Raw genomic sequence first — 18404 nt, 5'->3', positions numbered from 1 at the left:
TCGCTAATTTTTATAGTCGGTATGTTAAGGGATGGCTTTTTCATTCTTATAGCCTGATCTTTCCCTCCAACCGTATATCTTCCGACGAAGCCCCTATCAGCAGCTTCACCGTTCCGGGTTCTACAACGAACATCTGCTTTCCTTCGTTCCAATAGCCGAGCTCCTCTTTGGGAACGGTAAGCGTCACTTCCCGGGTTTCGCCGGCCTTGATGGGGATACGCTTGAAGGCGCGCAACTGCTTGGAAGGACGTTCCACTTTGGAGTCCGGATAGCTGGCATAGAGCTGTACGACTTCTTCTCCGTCGCGTCCGCTGGTATTCTTCACTGATACCGTCACGCGGATGTTCTTCTTGTCTTGCTTGACGGATTCAATCTTCTCGTACGTAAAGTCGGAATAGCTCAGACCATAGCCGAAAGGATAGAGCACAGGGCCTTGGTGGTACATATACGTACGTCCGTTGCGGATGTCGTAGTCCATCATGTCGGGCAGGTCGATGATGTCTTTCACCCACGTCTGTACGGTACGTCCGGCTGGATTTACCTTGCCGAAGAGTACGTCGGCCAGTCCGTTGCCCTGCTCCTGGCTGCAGTGGGTGATGTGAACGATGGCAGGCACGTGCTCCTGGCTCCAGTTGATGGTGTAGGGGAAACTGCTGACGAGCACCAGTATGGTATTGGGATTGGCTTTGAGCACCAGCTTCACCAAGTCTTCATCGGGCAGCATCAGCGATTTGCGGTCCACGGCTTCGCGGCCGTCACTGGGGACGGGAGAGAACTTCCAGTCCGCACGTGTGCCGTAAGGATGGTTTCCTACACATACAATGGCGATGTCGGCGGCTGCGGCAGCCTTTTCCGCCTGGCCCATGCGGTTGTCTTCGGCGTGGATGATTTCGGTTCCTTCTTTCACAGCATTGCGTATGCCACTCAGAATCGTTGTTTCGTAAGGCGGGGTACCACTATACCAGTCTTGTACGATTTTGTCCGAATACGGGCCTATAACGGCTATTTTACGCAGCTTTCCGGCATCGAGTGGCAGGAGATTCTTGTTTTTCAATAATACCACGGACTTGGCGGTGACTTCCCGTGCCAGCCTGCGGGCTTCTGCTGTCATGAAAGGCGGTGCCTGCGTACTGTCCTTTCCGATGGAGAGATAAGGGTTACGGGAGTGGTCCCCGTCCAGCAAGCCAAGCTTGAGGGCGACGAAGATGTTCCCGCGGATGGCTTTGTCAATGTCGGCTTCGGTCAGCAATCCCTTTTCCAGCGCTTCCTTGACGTAAGGAACGTATACGTCGAGAAACTGTCCTGTGGTGGCTTTTACTACGGCAGCGGCACCCTCCGCAAAGCTTGGAAAACTCTTGTGCGCTTCAATCAGCAGTTTCAGGGCACCGCCGTCCGTACAGATGATACCGTTGTTGCCCCATTGCTTGCGGGTAATCTCTTTGAGGCAGGGATGGATGGACATGGGGATGCCGTTCCAACTGTTGTAGGCGGCCATGAAGGCGCGGCTGCCTCCCTCGGTGATGCCTTTATAGAAAGGATAAGCGTAGTATTCATGGAACAGCCGCGTGTCGAAGTCGGAGGAAGTGCTGTCCCGTCCGTCCTCGTTACTATTAGCAAGGAAGTGTTTCATCAGAGAGGCAGTTTTCCAGTAGCGGGGATGATTGCCTTGCAGGCCGCGTACGCTGGCAATGGTGAGTTGGGCGGTGAGGAAAGCATCTTCTCCGAAACTCTCCTCGGTACGTCCCCAGCGCGGGTCGCGGGCAAGGTCGGCATTCGGAGCGCGCATCACGAGGGCATGACGCTTGTTACCGGTGGTCTGCATGTAGTAGCGGGCTTCTTCAGCGGCTTGTTCCGCTACTTTCTGCACCAAATCGGTGTCCCATGTGGAGCCCAGACCGTAGGATTGGGGGAATATGGTGGTGGGGCAGTCTGTGGGGACTACTTTCCCATCTTCCGTTCTTTGGCGTCCGCCCCACATGGCAGGCCCGCCGAGGGTCAGCCCGTGCAGTCCTTCGTAGTGTCCGCAACGGGGAATGTTGAGGCGGGGGACACCGAGGTCGGTGGAAAGAAGGTTTATCTTTTCATCCAATGTCAGGATGGAAAGAAGATGGTCTACGCGCTGTTCGTCGGTGAGCGTGGTATCTTGGAAGGCTTGTGTTTGTTGTGCGCTTGTCTGCAGGCAAAGCAGCAGAGAGAAAATGAGGAGTAGTGACTTGTTTCTCATGGTTCATTAGGGTTTAATGGATTCAATGTAGTGAGTTGTCATAGCAAACATTCTTGGTTGTTATCTCAATCTATACCTTTTGTCTGCACGAGATGTGCATCTCATGATGTACGAGATGTATATCTCATGCAACTTGAGATGCGCATCTCGTACATGAAAGGATAGGGGATTATGGGATGGACATTCGTTGCAACCGTCCGTCCTGCGGCAGACAGAGCAACCCTTCGGCTTTCTTTTCGTCTGCCAGATACTTCTTCCACGTAATCTTGTCCCACTTCATTTGGTCTGTGCATTGTGCCACGGGGATATGGGGGATGGCCGAACCGTCCTTTACAAGAATGATGATGGGCAGGGTGCCGCACTCGATATGGTTCCATCCCGGAGCATACACCTTTCCGGTCTGGTAGTCTATCCATTTCTGCCGTCCGGGGAGGTAGACATCCCGTCCGCTGCCCTCTTCGAGCATGGGTGCCACGAGGAGATTGGAACCGAACATGTACTCGTCCTCTACCAGCCATGCACCCGGGTCGTCGGGATACTCCAGCAGCAGGGCGCGGAGCATCGGCCAGCCGTTTTCGGTGCACTCTTTGGATTGTGCATATACGTAGGGCATCAGTTTGTACTTCAGTTCGGCACAACGGCGGAAATAGTCTGTGAACTCTTTCCCGTAGTACCACGGCTCGGTGGGAGGTGCTCCGTGCACGCGGCTGTGGCTGGTGAGGAAGCCGAAGGGCAGCCAGCGGCGGTAGAGGCTTTCGGGGCTTTGGGTCACGAAGCCGCCTATGTCATTGCTCCAGAAGCAGAATCCGCTCAGTCCGATGGAGAGGCCGCTGCGGATGGTTCCCTCGAAACCGGTTTCGGTAGTGGCGGCGTCACCGCCCCAGTGCAGCGGGTAGCGTTGTGAGCCTGCCCATGCGGAACGTGCCCAGATAATGTTTTCGCCGTGTATCTTCTTGATTACCTCGGCCACGGTCTTGTTGTAGCGCAGGGGATAGAGGTTGTGTTCGTATAGTCCGCTACGGCCGTTGGCATAGATGGCATCCAGTGGGGCACCTTCGCCGAAGTCTACTTTGATGGCGCCTACACCCATTTCAATCAGGTTGCCGAGCTTCTTTTGATACCACTGCACGGTTTCGGGGTTGGTGAAGTCCAGCACCACGTCCTCGTAGGGGAGCTGTCCCTTGCCGTTGCGCACGTACAGACCGCGTTCTACCAACTCAGGGAAGAACTTGTTTTTCGGAGTGAAATAGGGAAGTTGCCAGAGGCAGGTGCGGAAACCTTGTGACCTCAGGTCGGTGAGCATCTGCCGGGGATTGTCGAAGCGGTCGGCGGCAAAGGCGTAGTCGCATTGCCAGTCCACGCTGAACCAGCCGGTATCGAAGTGGATGACATCGCTCGGTATCTTGTTCTCACGCAGTTTCCGGGCTACGTCGCGGCCCTCTGCTTCGCTGAAGTAGGTGATGCGGCTCATCCAGGTGCCGAAGCTCCACAAGGGGGGCATTTCGGGCCGTCCTACCAGTGCGGTGTATTCGCTCAGCATCTCCTTCGGCGAACCTAGGAAGATGAAGATGTCCATCGCTTCGTCTGCCATGAAGAGTTTGGTGGCTCCGATGTAGGAACAGCCGAAGTCGCAGGTCACGGGGGCGGAAGTGTGCATGAACATGCCGTAGCCACGGTTGCTGAAGAAGAAGGGGATGGGCTTGTACATGTCCGGGGTTTCGGGGCCCTGCGGGTCGGTGACAAAGAGGTTGACCTTCTGCCCGGCCTTGTTCAGTGCGGTGGCGGACTCGCCGCAACCGTAGATTTTCTCGTTCGGCGCGAGGCTGAATACGGGATTGATGCTGCGTGAGTTGTCCGAGCCGCGCTTGATGAAGCTGAATGGAGGTACCTTGACCTGCGTAGAGTCGTTGTCGCTCCAGCAACGGGTCTGTGTCAGCAGGCGTCCGTCGGCGTCTTTCAGTACCAGACGCCAGGGATAGTTCTGGATGAGCAGGCTGCCGTATCGGGAGGTGTACAGCGTACCTTTGTCCGTCTTCTCGGCTTTCCAGAAGGAGCGTCCGTCGGCGGGCTTTCCTATGAGCATGGGGTCGTCAGCATCTTCTTTCGGCACGATGGGCGAGGTGAGCATACGGATGCGGAGGGTACGTTCGCTGACCGGCTCGACGGTGAACGTCAGTTGCGGGTTATTGTCGTAGGCGGTCTCCGGGAAGTCCAGCGACTGGAGGGGCTGGTGCAGGTAAGTGTTTGCATTGAATGCCTGGCGGGGCATCAGTTGCTGGCGTTTCCACTGGACAGTTCCTTTACCGGTGGAGGTGTCGAACGATACCAGACTGTCGGCGAAGAAATAGGTGTTGCTGAGGTCCAGAAAATCCTGGCTCATGTCTTTCGACTGGGAAAGCAGGTATTGCACGCCGGCATTTGTTTTCAGTTGGGCATGCGCGGGCGGGGTGGCAGTTGCTGCCAGCAGCATAAAAGCTGCCCCTTTCATCAGTTGTCTCTCTTTCATGATAAATATATGATTTACGGTTACTGTTTCGATGCCGTAAAAGTAGAGAAATCCACACAGATGAAAGGGGCAGGTATGTTGCTTATGTGGGGCTGAAATGTTTATTTTGCTTCTATTTGTTTCCTTTAAGGATGCCGGTGTCCGTATCTTCGTTCTGTATGCGCTTGGCGGCAGTCTTGCGTTTTCGTCCGAAGTCCATGCCGTAGGTCACTTTCACCAGCAGCATACGCGAGGTTTCGTTGACGTATTGGTAGCTGGTATTCCCGGCCCGGCGGTTCCAGTTTTCGCTGCCTATGCGGTAGTTGTCCATGAAGGGATTGTTCATGGCAAGGGTAAGGCTGAAACGCTTCTTGAAGTAGGTCAGAGCGATGTCGTGCAGGTCTTCGCCCAAGGCCAGCGTTTCGCCGTAGAGGGTGGGACGGTGGGTGCGCAGGTTGAAGGTGAGAGCCATGCACTTGTAGGCAGCTTGGGCGTTGACCACGGCGTAGAGGTTGCAGTGCGTGTGGTGGTAGTCGGCGGCGCGGCTGTCAAAGTAGTCCATGCCGAGGGCGGCACGCAGCGAAATCAGTCCGTGCATCAGCTGGTAGCGGAATTCGTATTCGGCGTTCCATTTCTGCCAGCTGTCCTGGTTGGCCATCTCGCGTACAAAGAGGTTCTGCTCCTGCCGGGTCTGCTCCATGATGGGGTTGTTGCGGTAGTGGAAGCTGAGGTTGAGGGCGGTGCTCCAGTCGGTGCGGTGGTAGTCTAGGGTCAGCCGGTTGCGGTATTCGGTGGAAGGGGTGAGCAGGGCATTGCCGCGGCGCAGCTGGTAGTAGTCCAGTTGCTGCTCCACGCAGCTCAGCTCGGCCAGGGTGGGGGCGATGCTCTCCACGCTGCCCCGATATCGGATGGTGAAGCGGTCCGAGGGGGTGAATCCGGCACGGAGGATGGGGCGCAGCAGCAGGCGATGGTAAGACTGCTCTTCTTGGCTTGCCCGGAGGTAGCTGCCGCCCATACCTACGGACAGGTTCCATTTTTCCATCTTGCGGTTCCATTCGGTGTAGAGGTAGAGTTCTGAGTTGTGCAGGCGGTTCTCCGTGTTCTCGGTGCCGAAGTAGCGGTTGTTGGCGTAGCCGTAGGTCTGCTTCAGGCCGATGCTCCACGTGTCGGTGGGGGAGGCGGACTTCTCGTAGAGGGCTTCAGCGATGAGGGCGTACTTCTTGCCGTCCACGTTGTTGCTGAGGCGACTCAGGGGAGAAGAGGCATTGTCTTGGCTTATCAGATAGTCCAGGCGGCTGTCGGTGTCGGTGTAGCTGCCGGTGAAGTCGAGGATGAGCGTCTGTCGGCGGGGCAGGTTGTGTTGATAGTAGAGGTCGAGGGCGGTTGTGGCGGAGTGGTCGCGGCTGTGGTTGAGCAATTCCAAGGGGGAAGTGGAGAGTTCGGGGTTGTAGAGGCGGCTGTCCAGTTCGGACTTGGGCGTGTTGAGGTACTTGCCGCGCAAAGCCACGTTCAGCATCCGGTTGTCCGCTTTTAGGTAATTGTAGTTCAGGGTGAGCCAGTGGTGGTTATAGCGCAGGCGGCCGGGGATTCCTTCTTCTTGCTGCAGCACGTGGCGGTTGTCGTCGAAGAGGTATTCTTCGCGGTTCTCGTTGTAGAACTCTTTGAAAGCGGCATGTTGCATGTCGTAGTTCACGCTCCACTCCGATGCCTTGTGGTTGTATTTCCCGGAAACGCGGTTCACGCCATATACTGTGTTCACGGCCTCCATCAGGTCTGCCATGAATCCGCCTCCCTGCACGCTCTGTTTCAGCTTGTAGTTGATGACGACGGCTGCATCCTTGAAGCGTGCGCCGGGATTGTCGTTGTGCTCCACACGCGCCACTTCATCGGGTTTCAGGGCAAGGATGTCCTTCAGTTCCACAGGACGGCCGTTGATGCAGAAGACGGGAGTGCCGCCACCCGATACTTCTACGGTGTTGAATAGACTGTTCACTTGCAGGCCGTTGAGCTGCATTTTCTCCAACAGTCCCAGTGCGTTGGTGGAAAGTTGCTTCTGCTGTGCGGTAGGGAAATAGATGTTCCGGTCGCCGCGCCGGAGGCAGGGAGAGGCTTGCACTACGACTTCTTGGGTTTCTACGTCTATCAGCAGACTGTCCTGATGATAGGTTTCTGTCATTTTCTGTGCGTGTACGGCAGCGATGGTTGCTGCCAGTGCGAGGAGGATAAGTACGATTCTTCTGTTCATATAACTTTGCTTTTTAGTTTTTCGTTTTGAAATCCGTTGGCAAAGCTATGGATGAATCCCGGTAGGGGCAAGAATGTGGGACAGACGACGGCTGAAAGTGATGTGTGACGGCTGTTTGGGACGAATGGAGGGATGAACGGACTTAAATACGGATGCTCCGGTAGATGGCTGCGGCGTATTGGCGCGATACGGGGACTTGCTCTTTGGTGGCTTTCAGGGTCAGCCGATAACCTTGTCCGTTACCCGATACATGCTCTACGTGGGCTATATTCACAATGTAGGCTCGGTGGCAGCGCATGATGCCTTGCACTCCTTGCAGTTGTTCTTCCATCTGCTTCAGGGTGCAGCGCAAGGCTTTGTGTACTTCTTTTCCCTCATATAGATAGTGCACGAGGGCATAGTTCCCGTCCGGCTCCACGAAGAGTAGTTCGGCAGGCGATTTCAGTTCCACTGTCTCCCGGCTGTTGCCTTCCAAATGCAGAGGGCTGTCGGCTGTTTTAATGTGTTCGGGGGAAGCGGCGCTTTCCGCGGAACCGGAAGCAGTGGGGTTACCGGAAATTCTGCAGGCTTCGGAGGAGGCTTCTTCCGGCATCTGCAGGTTCTGTTTCTTCTTTTCCTTGGCCAGTGCCTCGTTCAGCTCCATTACCTCCTGCAGGCGCTTGGCAAGCTGGCGGCTGTGTTCCATATAGTAGCTGAACAAAGTGAGGAAGAAAGAGATGATGAGTGTATATCCGCTGTTTATCCAGAACGCTTTCAGCGTGAAACGTCCGTCGGGATAAAACCAGCCTTGCCGGATGTCTCCGGCGTAGGCCCATGCAGAATAGCAACAGATGAAAGCTCCCATAATGGGGCAGATAAGCAGTCCGACGGCAATGTTGCGTTTGAAGTCCCATTCTTCCCGTCGCGGCATTCGCAGCGCGTAGGTTGTCAGCAAGCTCGCCAGCAGATAGGTGATGGCAGACAATACGGCATAGCCCACGATGATGGGGTACTTGTAGTGCTCCACCCGGTCTATGCCGAAGGGCTGTAGCAGCACCATGATAATGATGCATGCCACTCCGGTGTAGAGCGCATAGAAGAAGGGGCCGTGTTTCATTTCTTCTTCCCGTAGAAACACATGAAATACACCCCGATAATCACAAACGGGATACTGAGCCACTGGCCCATGTTCAGCGTCATGTTGTCCTCAAAGTTCACCTGGTTTTCTTTCAGGAACTCGATGAAGAAACGGAAGGTGAAAATCTCCGTCAGGCAGAGTCCGAAGAAGAAACCGCGGTGATAGGGCAGGGAGGCTTCGGCCTGCAAGGTGGTTGATTTCCGCTTGGTGGTGCTGAAATCTGTTTCAAGTTTGCTCTCTTGTTTCTTCTGCCCGCGTTTGTATAGCCAGACCATTCCCAAGAAGAAAATGAAGTAGGCGATGGCTTCGTAGAGCTGTGCCGGATGGCGGGGCAACATGTCTTCTCGTTCGAAGATGAATGCCCAGGGCACGTCGGTCGGTTTGCCGATGATTTCGGAATTCATCAGGTTGGCAAGGCGGATGCAGCAGGCGGTGATGGGAGTGGCAACGGCTATCATGTCGAGCACGTCCATGTAGTGCATCTTCGTCTTGCGTCAGTACATCCAGAGGGCGATAATCAGGCCCAGCGTGCCGCCGTGGCTGGCAAGGCCGGTGTAACCCGTCATTTTCCATCCTGCGGCGGTCTGCTTGATGGGGAGAATCATTTCAACGAAGTGGTCTTGGTAGTAGGCCCAGTCGTAAAATATGCAGTGGCCCAGTCGTGCGCCTATCAGTATGCCGAAGAAGCAATAGAAGAAAAGAGGTTCGAATTTCTTTTCGTCTATTTTGCGGTCGCGGTACTGGTGTTGCACGATAAGGTAGGCAAAAGCGAGGCCGATAATCCATAACAAACCGTAGTAGCGGATGGATATGCCGAAGAAGTTGAATAGTTCGGGGTCGGGGTTCCAGTTGATGGTGAGTAGTGATAGCATATTTATGAAGAATTAAATTACTGAATTACGGGGTTGTTCGGGACAAAGGTATGAAATTATCTCGTTTGGCAGTTCATTGTGGCAGTTTATTTGAATTTCTCCGCCACCATCCTATACGTCGGCACCTCAATCCCTTGTGCCTCTGCAGCCGTAATCATGTCGAACAACAAGCCTTGTACTTCGCTCTGATGCCCTTTGGCCATATCTTTCTGCATGGAGGCGGTACTTTCGGGGGCGAGTTTGTCTATTACTTTGAGGTTATACTGCACGATGTCTTCCTTAAATTCTATACCCAACTTCCTGCCCAAAGCTGCACTCTCTTGTGACAGTCCGATAAAGGTGTCGCGCACTTTGCCCGGTTTCTGGACTTCGCCCATAGGTACGTCGTAATAGGCTCCGGTGACGGCCATAGCAGAAATGAAGGACCACTTGACGAATGTGTCCCGGTTGATGTCGTCGGAGATTTCGGCTTTGATGCCGCTTTCCTGCAAATCGCGTTGCACGGCTTCCAATGTTTCACGGGAAACAATCGTGCCGCGGTGTGCTCCGTAGACGAGCCGGAAAATCTTTCCCATCTGCGTGATTTCTCCCCGTCCGGATACGAATCCTACGATGTAGATGCAGCCGTCGAGCACTGTGACGCCGGGGACCAACCGTTGGATACGGGGACCGGTTCCGTAAACATTCAGGATGGGGATTACCACTGTATGCTCGTGTGAGGCACGTTTGATGAGTTCCGTAATGGAGTCTACGGAATAACCTTTGACGCAGACGAAGATAACATCCGCTTTGCCTTGGAATTCTTCTGCGGTAAATGTCGCCACTTTCAGACAATGTTCACCTTTCAAATCGGAGTGCAGTTGCAGACCGTTCCCGCGTATGGCGGCAAGGTGTTCGCCGCGTGCAATGCAAGTGACGTCTTTGCCGGATAATGAAAGAAAGGCGGCGATGCTTCCGCCTACGCCGCCGGTACCTGCTATGAGGTATTTCAGATTACTGTTTGCCATTTGTTGTGTATGGTTTATTGAACGTAGTTTTCCTTTTCCATATAGTAAAGCCCTTCGCCCCGGTCACCGTTCTCCATGTCTTCCAGCTCTACTTTGAAGATACGGTAGGGAAGGTCTTTTCTGGGATGCTTGGGCATGTCTACTGTCAATAGATAGGCGTTGCCATATTCGTTGCTGTCGAAATATTCTTTTATTTCCTGCTTCATCAGCACGGGGACTTTCTCGCCGTCTATCCAGACGGTGACTTTCAGTTGCCCGGGGCGGGGAGCCATCTGGCATTCTTTGGCTTCTTCGTTTTGTTCTTGTTGCTCAATGTCACTCAGGTTTTCACCGTGTACCAATGACTCGGGCTTTGTTTCTTTCATCCATTGGTAGGTACGTGTCAAGCTCATGGGACGGACGTATATCTGATAAGTAGGCATGGCTCCGGGGATGCGGAAAGCACGCAGGCCATAAGCTTCCATACGATGATAACGTATGTCGAGTGTAGTGTCGCGGTCGGCGATGAAATCCCAGGCCCAGAATTCCAGGCGGTGTTCAGTCTCGGGCAGCCCGCTTTTCATGGCAATGTGTGCATAGGAGGGCAGATAAATAGAGGCTGCACTTTGATATTTCCCTTTGGGTATACGGGCCGTGTAATGCCCGTCTTTGTCGGTTATGGCTTCTATGATGTCATTGAACTGCGGGTTTTGCCACCAGATGCTGGCACTGTCTATCGGCTGTCCGTTGTAATCAGTCACCCGTCCGTGAATGGTTACTGAGTCTTGCTGTTGTGCATAAACGGCAGTACAGGACAATAAGAATAAAAGGAAGATAATCTGTTTCACAGTATTGTTATTGTATGGAGTTTATTAGAAAATGGCAATGTACAAAGAAAGTACATTGCCATCTGGAATGAATATCATTACACATTGAACCTGAAGTGCATGATGTCCCCATCCTGCACCACATACTCCTTGCCTTCCACACCCAACTTTCCGGCTTCGCGCACGGCTGCTTCGCTGCCATACTTGATATAATCCTCATACTTGATGACCTCTGCCCGGATAAACCCTTTCTCGAAATCCGTATGGATAACGCCGGCGCATTGCGGCGCTTTCCATCCCTTGCGATAGGTCCATGCCTTTACTTCCATCTCTCCGGCAGTGATGAAGGTTTCGAGATTCAGCAGGCTGTAGATAGCTTTAATCAAGCGGTTACAACCGCTTTCTTTCAGTCCTAGGTCTTCGAGGAACATCTGTTTTTCCTCGTATGTCTCCAGTTCGGCAATATCGGCTTCGGTCTGTGCGGAGATGATGATGAGTTCCGCATCCTCGCCCTTGATGGCTTCGCGCACCTGTTCTACGTACTGATTGCCGCCGGCGGCGCTGACATCATCCACGTTGCAGACGTACAGCACGGGTTTGGTGGTGAGCAGGAACATCTGCTTGGCACATTGTTCCTCGTCGTCGTTCTGCGGGATGACGGTGCGGGCGCTTTGCCCTTGTTCCAAGGCATCCTTGTAGCGGAGCAGGAGTTCGTACTCTATCTTTGCCGCCTTGTCGCCACCCACCTTGGCTATTTTCTCTACGCGCTTGATGCGGTTTTCCACGGTTTCGAGGTCTTTCAGTTGCAGCTCTGTGTCGATGATTTCCTTGTCGCGTACGGGGTTCACCGAGCCGTCCACGTGGACGATGTTGCCATTGTCGAAGCAGCGCAGCACGTGGATGATGGCGTCACACTCGCGGATGTTGCCCAGGAATTGGTTGCCGAGTCCTTCACCTTTGCTGGCGCCCTTCACCAGTCCGGCAATGTCTACGATGTCGCACACGGCGGGTACGATACGCCCCGGGTGAACCAGCTCGGCGAGCTTCGTCAGTCGTTCGTCGGGTACGGACACTTGCCCCATTTGGGCGTCGATTGTACAGAACGGGAAGTTTGCCGCTTGTGCCTTTGCGCTGCTCAAGCAGTTGAAAAGAGTGGATTTTCCTACGTTGGGAAGGCCCACGATACCAGCTTTTAATGCCATAGTGTTATCTCGTTTTTTAGTTATTGTTCAGTTAATTGGATGCAAAGATAGTGCAAACCGAAGGCAGAATGAAATGAACGCGTTCATTTTTTATGCTGAGGTGCGGCCTATCTTCACTTTTTTAAGCAAAGATAGTACTTACCGGGGAAAGTGGGTGTGTTAATTTGCATTAAAAGCACGAGAGTAAAATGATAAATTGATAGTTTTGTCGCAATTATAAATTTAAGTATCATTCTATAAATCAATGCGATTATGAAAAACAAAGTAAGAAAAATTCTGATGATTTTCTCTTGTCTCATCGGTCTGTCTTTTACATTATCTGCACAGAATCCTTATCTGCCGCTTTGGGAATTTATTCCTGATGGTGAGCCCTATGTGTTTGAGGATCCTGACTGTCCCGGCAAGTACCGTCTTTATATTTATGGTTCGCACGATAATCTCAAGTGGATGTATTGCGGACGTGACCAAGTGGTGTGGTCGGCACCCGTAGAAGACTTGACCCGTTGGAGATATGACGGCGTGATATTTAAAGTCAATGAGTCGCCCGAACTGTATAAACTGAATGCTGATGGAACCGACGACGTGCTTTTTGCTCCTGACGTGACAGTAACTACCGATGCCGATGGTAAGAAAACTTATTACCTTTTTCCGAACAATCAAGGTGGCGGACGCAATTCCATGATTGCCAAAAGCGACCGTCCCGATGGCCCGTTTACGGTATGCAACTGGCATAAGGAGCGTCCTCGCGAGACTTTCGGTTGTTTGGGATTCGACCCCGCAGTGTTTGTCGATGATGATGGACGTGTGTATGGTTATTGGGGATTTGGCATTTCGCATGGCGCGGAGTTGGACCCTGCTACCATGTGCACGGTAAAGCCGGGTACCGAAGTGGTGGAGAACATGATTTCAGGCTATCGGCAGGAAGGTATATTCCGCTTCTTTGAGGCATCCTCCATCCGCAAGATTGAGGATAAGTATGTGTTTATCTATAGCCGTACTACCGCTGAGGGTGAAGATGGCTTGCCAAACGCCAGCAATTATACGTTGGCCTATGCCTACAGCGAGCATCCTTTGGGCCCCTGGACCTATGGCGGAACAATCATCGATGCGCGGGCGCGCGAATATGATGAAAAAGGCAATGTGATAGCTTCTGCCATGCCCGGTGGAAATACGCATGGCAGTATCTGTAAGATAGGCAAGCAATGGTACGTGTTCTATCATCGCCAGATAGGTACTGATTGCTATGCACGCCAGGCTATGGTGTCGGCCATTGATGTAAAGGTGGAAAAAGGAAAAGGCGGGAAAGTTGTGATTTCACGCGGGGAATTCAACTCTGAGGGTTTCCTTCTTGAAGGGCTCAATCCTATGCAACGCATCTCGGCCGGACTGGCTTGTTGGCACACCAATCCCGGAGGTATCAAAGAGGTTTATCCCCATTATGTTTACACGGGGTCTTACATCCGGCCTGTGTACCGGGATAATAATCCCTATGCCGGCGATAACAACCACAAAATCCCGTTCGCTCCGGTGGTGAATAATACAAGCGGGTCGATTGTAGGATATAAATACTTGAATATGAATGCCGTTCCGCAAGATAAGCCTTTGCAGATGCAGTTAAGGTTGAAGGCTGAAGATACCGACGGACGCATCCGCATCATGCTGGGTAGCCCTTGGACAACAAAAGGTGGTGTAGAGATAGGACTTGTGGATGTGAAGGCTGGCAGCACTTGCAGGGAGTTTTATGCTCCGCTCTCTATTCCGGCAAAGCTGCATAAGGGAAAGCAGCCGCTCTTCTTTGTCTTCGAATCAGAGACCGAAGGCCAGTCCATCTGTGAGTTTTATGATTTCCTCATGTTGCCACGCCCATAAGTCTTTATACTTATGGAGGCGGATACTTATCTTGTGAGACCTTCTAAATAGAGCTATTGTATTAGTTCACAGTACAGAACACTTTGTTACACCCCGTCGGAACAGATTGTTTCTCTTGTATGAAACGACTTGTTTCGACGGGATAAAACGATTTGTTCCGTTATAGGAAACACTTTGTTTCCTTATAGAGAACACTCTGTTCCATTATAGGAAACAAACCGTTTCCATAGTCGGAAATGAAATGGGGTATATGCTTCATTGATACCGCTATTGCTTTTCCTCCTCGAATATTCGGTTGAAAACTTGCCGCAGTCGTCCTTCGTCTGCGATAATGGCTTGGAGCTTCTTCAGCTGTTCCGCATTCTTCCCCTCGGGAAACCAAAGCTTCAGATAACCGCCGGGTGCATATTTTGCCATGAGATGCTGATGGAATCGCTGGTAGTGCCACTCCTTGTCGGCGGCAGGATTCTGTTTCAAGCCGTATTGGACGGTGCGGCGCAGGGTGATGTCCGGGTCGATGATACGGTCCGCTTCGGCAACAATCTTGCCGTAGATGCTACGAGGTTCGTGGTCTGTGGAGGCCCGGTGGTCCTCTACGGCTTCTTTCATGAGGAGGATTTCCGTGTCGGAGAACCATTGCCGCAGGGTGGAGTCCGCCATCAGTATCTCGCCGGAGACAAGGTGGTGGGTGGCGCGGTCGCGGCACAGTCCCGTGTCATGGTAGGCGGCAATGACGTATGCCAGGCGTTCGTCCGCTTCGGGATATTGCCGGGCGAGGGCAAGGCTTTCTTCGATGACGGTGCGGACGTGTGAGAGGTTGTGTGCCTTATCAAACTCCTTGTACCGGGGAATGATTGCTGTCTCGATATAGGTAATGAGGGTCTCGGGTATCATGTGGCATTCCTTTTTAGGAGGCGAAGATATAATAAAAGAGCCGGAATGTGCGAATCATTCCGGCTCTTTTATGAAAGGTTTCGGTTATTGTTGTTAGGAATAAGATTTCTTACTTTAAGAGAGAGTTTGTCAATTACATGTTAGGGTTGTCCATGATTACTGTCATCTCGGGAACCAGTATGTATTCGCCTTTCTTGTTGTTCCATTTGTAGTATGTGGTAGTCATCGTCTTGCCTTGGTATGCATAGCGGATGCACATGTCCTTGCCCCATGTATTCTTGGTGCTGTTCCATTTCAGGGCTTCGCTTTCCGTCATGCGGTTCTGGTCGTCGTACTTATAATTGTACTTCATATAGTTGGCAAGCGTGTTTCCGTCCATCTTGTATACGGTCTCTGCCACCTTCATGCCATTTACTTCTTCCGAATTGTAAATGAGGTTGCTCTTATTGTCGGCTGAGGCATTTAATCCGCAAACTAAGAGAAGTGCTGAAACAATCACTGTTTTTAAAGATACTTTTGCTTTCATGGTTTTATGTCTTTTTTAGTTTAACTTTCTATTTTCTATCAATATGTCATTGATTTCGCTGCAAAGGTACGTATTAAATTGACATAAATATAAATATCGGATTAAATTTTATCAATATGTCAGTAGTGAGGGTTCCGGTATGCTTTCCTTTTGGCAAGATTGGTGAATAAAAAATATCCGGCAGCGAGGTTGCCGGATATTCTGATGAGCAAACTGTATTTGGAAAGGATTGCTTCTGTTGCTTTCTGATTGTAAGTTAAATAAAGTTATTGGGCTGTTTAGTGTGCCTGCAACCAGTTGTTTCCCCACCCACAATCGGCTTTCAGGGGTACGTACATGCGATATGCCTGCTCCATCTCTTCGATTACGATTTTCTGTACAAGCTCTTTTTCTGCCTCTGGAACGCTGAAATTTAGTTCGTCATGGACCTGTAAAATCATCTTTGCTTTCAGATTGTAAGCTTGGAAGCGCTGATAGATGTGTGCCATGGCTACTTTTATGATGTCGGCGGCACTTCCCTGGATGGGAGCGTTGATGGCATTCCGTTCGGCATAGCCCCGTACCACCCCGTTTCTTGAGTTGATGTCCGGCAAGAAGCGCTTGCGGTGGAAGATGGTTTCCACATAGCCGTTCTCGCGTGCCACTTGGATGCTTTTGTCCATATACTCCTTCACTTGTGGGTAGGTTTCAAAGTAGCCGTCTATCAGCTCTTTGGCTTCCTGGCGGGAAACGCCCATGCGTTCGGCAAGCCCGAAGACGGAGATGCCGTAGATGATGCCGAAGTTTGCCGTTTTTGCCTTGCGGCGCATGTCGGCGGTTACGTCGTTTATATCTATCTTATATATCTTGGCAGCGGTAGCGGCGTGGATGTCGTGTCCGCTGAGGAAGGCGTCTATCATGTTCTTATCTTCGCTGAGGTGTGCCATGATGCGCAGCTCTATCTGCGAGTAGTCGGCAGAGAAGAACTCGCAGTCGGTGTCGGGGATGAACGCCTTGCGGATTTCCTTTCCGTCTTCGTCGCGGATGGGGATGTTCTGCAGGTTGGGATTGCTGGAGCTGAGGCGTCCGGTAGCGGTTACCGCCTGGTTGAAGGAGGTGTGTATGCGGCCCGTACGTGGGTTGATGAGCTGGGGCAGGGCATCTATATAGGTGCTCAGCAGTTTCTTCAGTCCGCGGTATTCCAGTATCTTCCCGATGATGTCGTGCTTGCTGCGGTAGCTTTGCAGCACCTCTTCGGAGGTGACGTATTGTCCGGTTTTGGTCTTTTTCGCTTTCTCCACGATTTTCAGCTTGTCGAACAGCACTTCGCCTACCTGCTTGGCGGAGCTGATATTGAATGTCTCGCCAGCCATCTCGTAGATTTCCTTTTCAATCTCCTGCAGGCGGACAGTGAAGTGCTGGGACGACTGCTTCAATGCTTCCGTATCGAGCAGCACTCCGTTGCTCTCTATATTGACAAGTACGGGGACGAGCGGCATCTCTATTTCGTAGAACAGATGTTCGGCACCTTGCTCCTTCAGTTCCTTTTCCAGCACGTTTTTCAGTTTGAGGGTGACGTCCGCATCCTCGCAGGCATAACGGTAGACATCTTCGGGTGGAAGGTCGCGCATGTTCTTTTGGTTTTTGCCTCGCGCTCCAATCAGCTCATCGATGTGGATGGTCTGGTAGTGCAGGTAGATTTCCGCCAGATAGTCCATGTTGTGTCGCAGTTCGGGTTGAAGCACGTAATGGGCGAGCATGGTGTCGAAAAGCTTGCCTTTCACCCGGACTCCGTAATTCTGGAGGATAATCATATCGTACTTGATATTTTGTCCCACCTTCATGGATTTCTCGTTTTCGAAGAGGGGGCGGAACTCGTTTACAATTTTTAAGGCTTCCTCTCGTTCAGCAGGTACGGGTACGTAGTATGCCCGATTTTCGGCGTCACTGAAGCTCATTCCCACGAGTTCGGCATCCATTGGCTCGGTTCCGGTAGTCTCTGTATCTATTGAGAGAATTTCGCTTGTAAGCAACTTTTGAATAATTCCCTTTCTTTTCTCTTCTGTATCAATGAGTTGATAGTCTACATCGAGCATTTCTAACCGCTTCAGATTTGAATTTTCAGAAGCTCCCGTCCCCTCGCCCGCAAAATTTGCAAACAAATCGCCTTGAACGGGGGCGCTGTTTTCGGGATTGGAGGTTTGCGGCTGGGCAAACAGAGTGCCGGCAAAGAGGTCGGGTGTCGGAGAGGTTGGGGTGGGGGAGGAAGAGTTGCCGTTTCCTTTTTTGAGTATCCGGTCGATGAGTGTGCGGAATTCCAACTCTTCGAAAATCTTGCGGAGTTCTTCTTCGTTCGGTTCTTCCCGGACGAGCGAATTCATATCGAGCCGGATGGGGACATCTGTTTTGATGGTAGCAAGGAATTTGGAGAAGGTAATCATCTCCCGGTTTGTCTCCACCTTCGTTTTCAGTGCGCCTTTCAGTTGGTCGGTGTGTTCCAGCAGGTTCTCGATGCTGCCGAATTCGGCAATCAGCTTCTGTGCGGTTTTCTCGCCCACACCTGGACAGCCGGGGATGTTGTCGGAAGCATCGCCCATCAGTCCCAGCATATCGATGACTTGCTCGGTGGTTTGTATGTTGAATTTGGCTTTTACTTCTTCGGTACCCATCACTTCGAATCCGCCGGTGTGCTTGGGGCGGTACATAAAGATGCGGTCCGATACCAGCTGGCCGTAGTCCTTGTCGGGTGTCATCATATAGGTGGTGATGCCCTGCCGCCCTGCTTCGGTGGCAAGCGTGCCTATCACGTCGTCCGCTTCATAGCCGGCCACCTCAAGGATGGGGATGCGGTAGGCGCGGATGATATCCTTTATAATAGGTACGGAAAGGCGGATGGTCTCGGGTGTCTCCTCGCGCTGTGCCTTGTATTGCTCGTAGGCCTCGTGGCGGAAGGTAGGGCCTGACGGGTCGAAGGCTACTCCTATGTGTGTGGGATTCTCTTTTTTAAGCACTTCTTCCAGGGTGTTTACAAAGCCCAGAATGGCCGAGGTGTTGAATCCTTTTGAGTTGGTTCTCGGGTTCTTGATGAACGCGTAATAGGCCCGATATATCAGTGCGTAGGCATCGAGCAAAAACAGTTTATCGATTGAATTCATACATTTAATCCTTTTTTTCATGG

Annotated in this window: 11 protein-coding genes and 1 pseudogene; 1 reads left to right on the top strand and 11 read right to left on the bottom strand. The window is 52.1% G+C overall.

The annotated features are described in order from the left end of the window. Positions 1-46 precede the first annotated feature (46 nt). The 8 genes and pseudogenes from HUX74_RS08915 to ychF all read right to left on the bottom strand — a co-directional run bounded on the left by HUX74_RS08915 (position 47) and on the right by ychF (position 11958). Entirely contained in the window at positions 47-2224 is a 2178-nt protein-coding gene (locus HUX74_RS08915; RefSeq protein WP_119962005.1) for a glycoside hydrolase family 3 C-terminal domain-containing protein, read from the bottom strand. 169 nt (positions 2225-2393) lie between these two features. Beyond that, complete coding sequence (locus HUX74_RS08910) at positions 2394-4730, bottom strand: alpha-xylosidase (RefSeq protein ID WP_119962004.1); 2337 nt, start codon at positions 4728-4730, stop codon at positions 2394-2396. A gap of 112 nt (positions 4731-4842) precedes the next feature. Further along, positions 4843-6954, bottom strand: a complete 2112-nt coding sequence (locus tag HUX74_RS08905) for an outer membrane beta-barrel protein (protein ID WP_174646523.1) — start codon at positions 6952-6954, stop codon at positions 4843-4845. 142 nt (positions 6955-7096) lie between these two features. Then, positions 7097-8050: a LytTR family DNA-binding domain-containing protein gene (locus HUX74_RS08900; protein WP_174646522.1), complete on the bottom strand. Its 954-nt coding sequence runs from the start codon at positions 8048-8050 to the stop codon at positions 7097-7099. Next, positions 8047-8949 (bottom strand): annotated as a pseudogene (lgt, locus tag HUX74_RS08895) (prolipoprotein diacylglyceryl transferase). Before lgt ends, HUX74_RS08900 begins: the two are co-directional and overlap by 4 nt. 80 nt (positions 8950-9029) lie before the next feature. Then, positions 9030-9950: a ketopantoate reductase family protein gene (locus tag HUX74_RS08890; protein WP_174646521.1), complete on the bottom strand. Its 921-nt coding sequence runs from the start codon at positions 9948-9950 to the stop codon at positions 9030-9032. Between the two features lie 14 nt (positions 9951-9964). After that, positions 9965-10777: a carboxypeptidase-like regulatory domain-containing protein gene (locus HUX74_RS08885; protein WP_117599894.1), complete on the bottom strand. Its 813-nt coding sequence runs from the start codon at positions 10775-10777 to the stop codon at positions 9965-9967. A 77-nt stretch (positions 10778-10854) separates the two neighbouring features. Beyond that, positions 10855-11958 (bottom strand): redox-regulated ATPase YchF, encoded by a 1104-nt coding sequence (ychF, locus tag HUX74_RS08880; protein ID WP_057097379.1) that lies wholly within the window; start codon positions 11956-11958, stop codon positions 10855-10857. A gap of 252 nt (positions 11959-12210) precedes the next feature. Between ychF and HUX74_RS08875 the strand changes: the two genes are divergently transcribed. Further along, complete coding sequence (locus HUX74_RS08875) at positions 12211-13827, top strand: family 43 glycosylhydrolase (RefSeq protein ID WP_117599893.1); 1617 nt, start codon at positions 12211-12213, stop codon at positions 13825-13827. 267 nt (positions 13828-14094) lie between these two features. Here HUX74_RS08875 and HUX74_RS08870 read toward each other — a convergent pair whose 3' ends face one another. The 3 genes from HUX74_RS08870 to polA form a co-directional block, all read right to left on the bottom strand. Beyond that, entirely contained in the window at positions 14095-14721 is a 627-nt protein-coding gene (locus HUX74_RS08870) for an HD domain-containing protein (protein ID WP_117599892.1), read from the bottom strand. A gap of 133 nt (positions 14722-14854) precedes the next feature. Further along, entirely contained in the window at positions 14855-15247 is a 393-nt protein-coding gene (locus HUX74_RS08865) for a DUF3836 domain-containing protein (protein WP_005826180.1), read from the bottom strand. A 278-nt stretch (positions 15248-15525) separates the two neighbouring features. Beyond that, positions 15526-18381 carry a DNA polymerase I gene (gene polA / locus HUX74_RS08860; protein WP_117599891.1) on the bottom strand — a complete coding sequence of 952 codons (2856 nt, stop codon included), beginning with the start codon at positions 18379-18381 and terminating at the stop codon, positions 15526-15528. Between the last annotated feature and the right edge of the window lie 23 nt (positions 18382-18404).

Source organism: Bacteroides sp. Marseille-P8574, from assembly GCF_902825465.1.
Lineage (GTDB): Bacteria > Bacteroidota > Bacteroidia > Bacteroidales > Bacteroidaceae > Bacteroides > Bacteroides uniformis.
The sequence above is the reverse complement of the archived record's forward strand: the minus strand, read 5'-3'. Positions and strand labels throughout refer to the sequence as shown.

Bases quoted from the DNA above. Each gene is read 5' to 3' on its own strand.
- HUX74_RS08910 (WP_119962004.1), bottom strand. From the start codon at position 4,730: ATGAAAGAGAGACAACTGATGAAAGGGGCAGCTTTTATGCTGCTGGCA.
- HUX74_RS08905 (WP_174646523.1), bottom strand. From the start codon at position 6,954: ATGAACAGAAGAATCGTACTTATCCTCCTCGCACTGGCAGCAACCATC.
- polA (WP_117599891.1), bottom strand. From the start codon at position 18,381: ATGAATTCAATCGATAAACTGTTTTTGCTCGATGCCTACGCACTGATA.
- HUX74_RS08870 (WP_117599892.1), bottom strand. From the start codon at position 14,721: ATGATACCCGAGACCCTCATTACCTATATCGAGACAGCAATCATTCCC.
- HUX74_RS08915 (WP_119962005.1), bottom strand. From the start codon at position 2,224: ATGAGAAACAAGTCACTACTCCTCATTTTCTCTCTGCTGCTTTGCCTG.
- HUX74_RS08865 (WP_005826180.1), bottom strand. From the start codon at position 15,247: ATGAAAGCAAAAGTATCTTTAAAAACAGTGATTGTTTCAGCACTTCTC.
- ychF (WP_057097379.1), bottom strand. From the start codon at position 11,958: ATGGCATTAAAAGCTGGTATCGTGGGCCTTCCCAACGTAGGAAAATCC.
- HUX74_RS08875 (WP_117599893.1), top strand. From the start codon at position 12,211: ATGAAAAACAAAGTAAGAAAAATTCTGATGATTTTCTCTTGTCTCATC.
- HUX74_RS08900 (WP_174646522.1), bottom strand. From the start codon at position 8,050: ATGAAACACGGCCCCTTCTTCTATGCGCTCTACACCGGAGTGGCATGC.
- HUX74_RS08890 (WP_174646521.1), bottom strand. From the start codon at position 9,950: ATGGCAAACAGTAATCTGAAATACCTCATAGCAGGTACCGGCGGCGTA.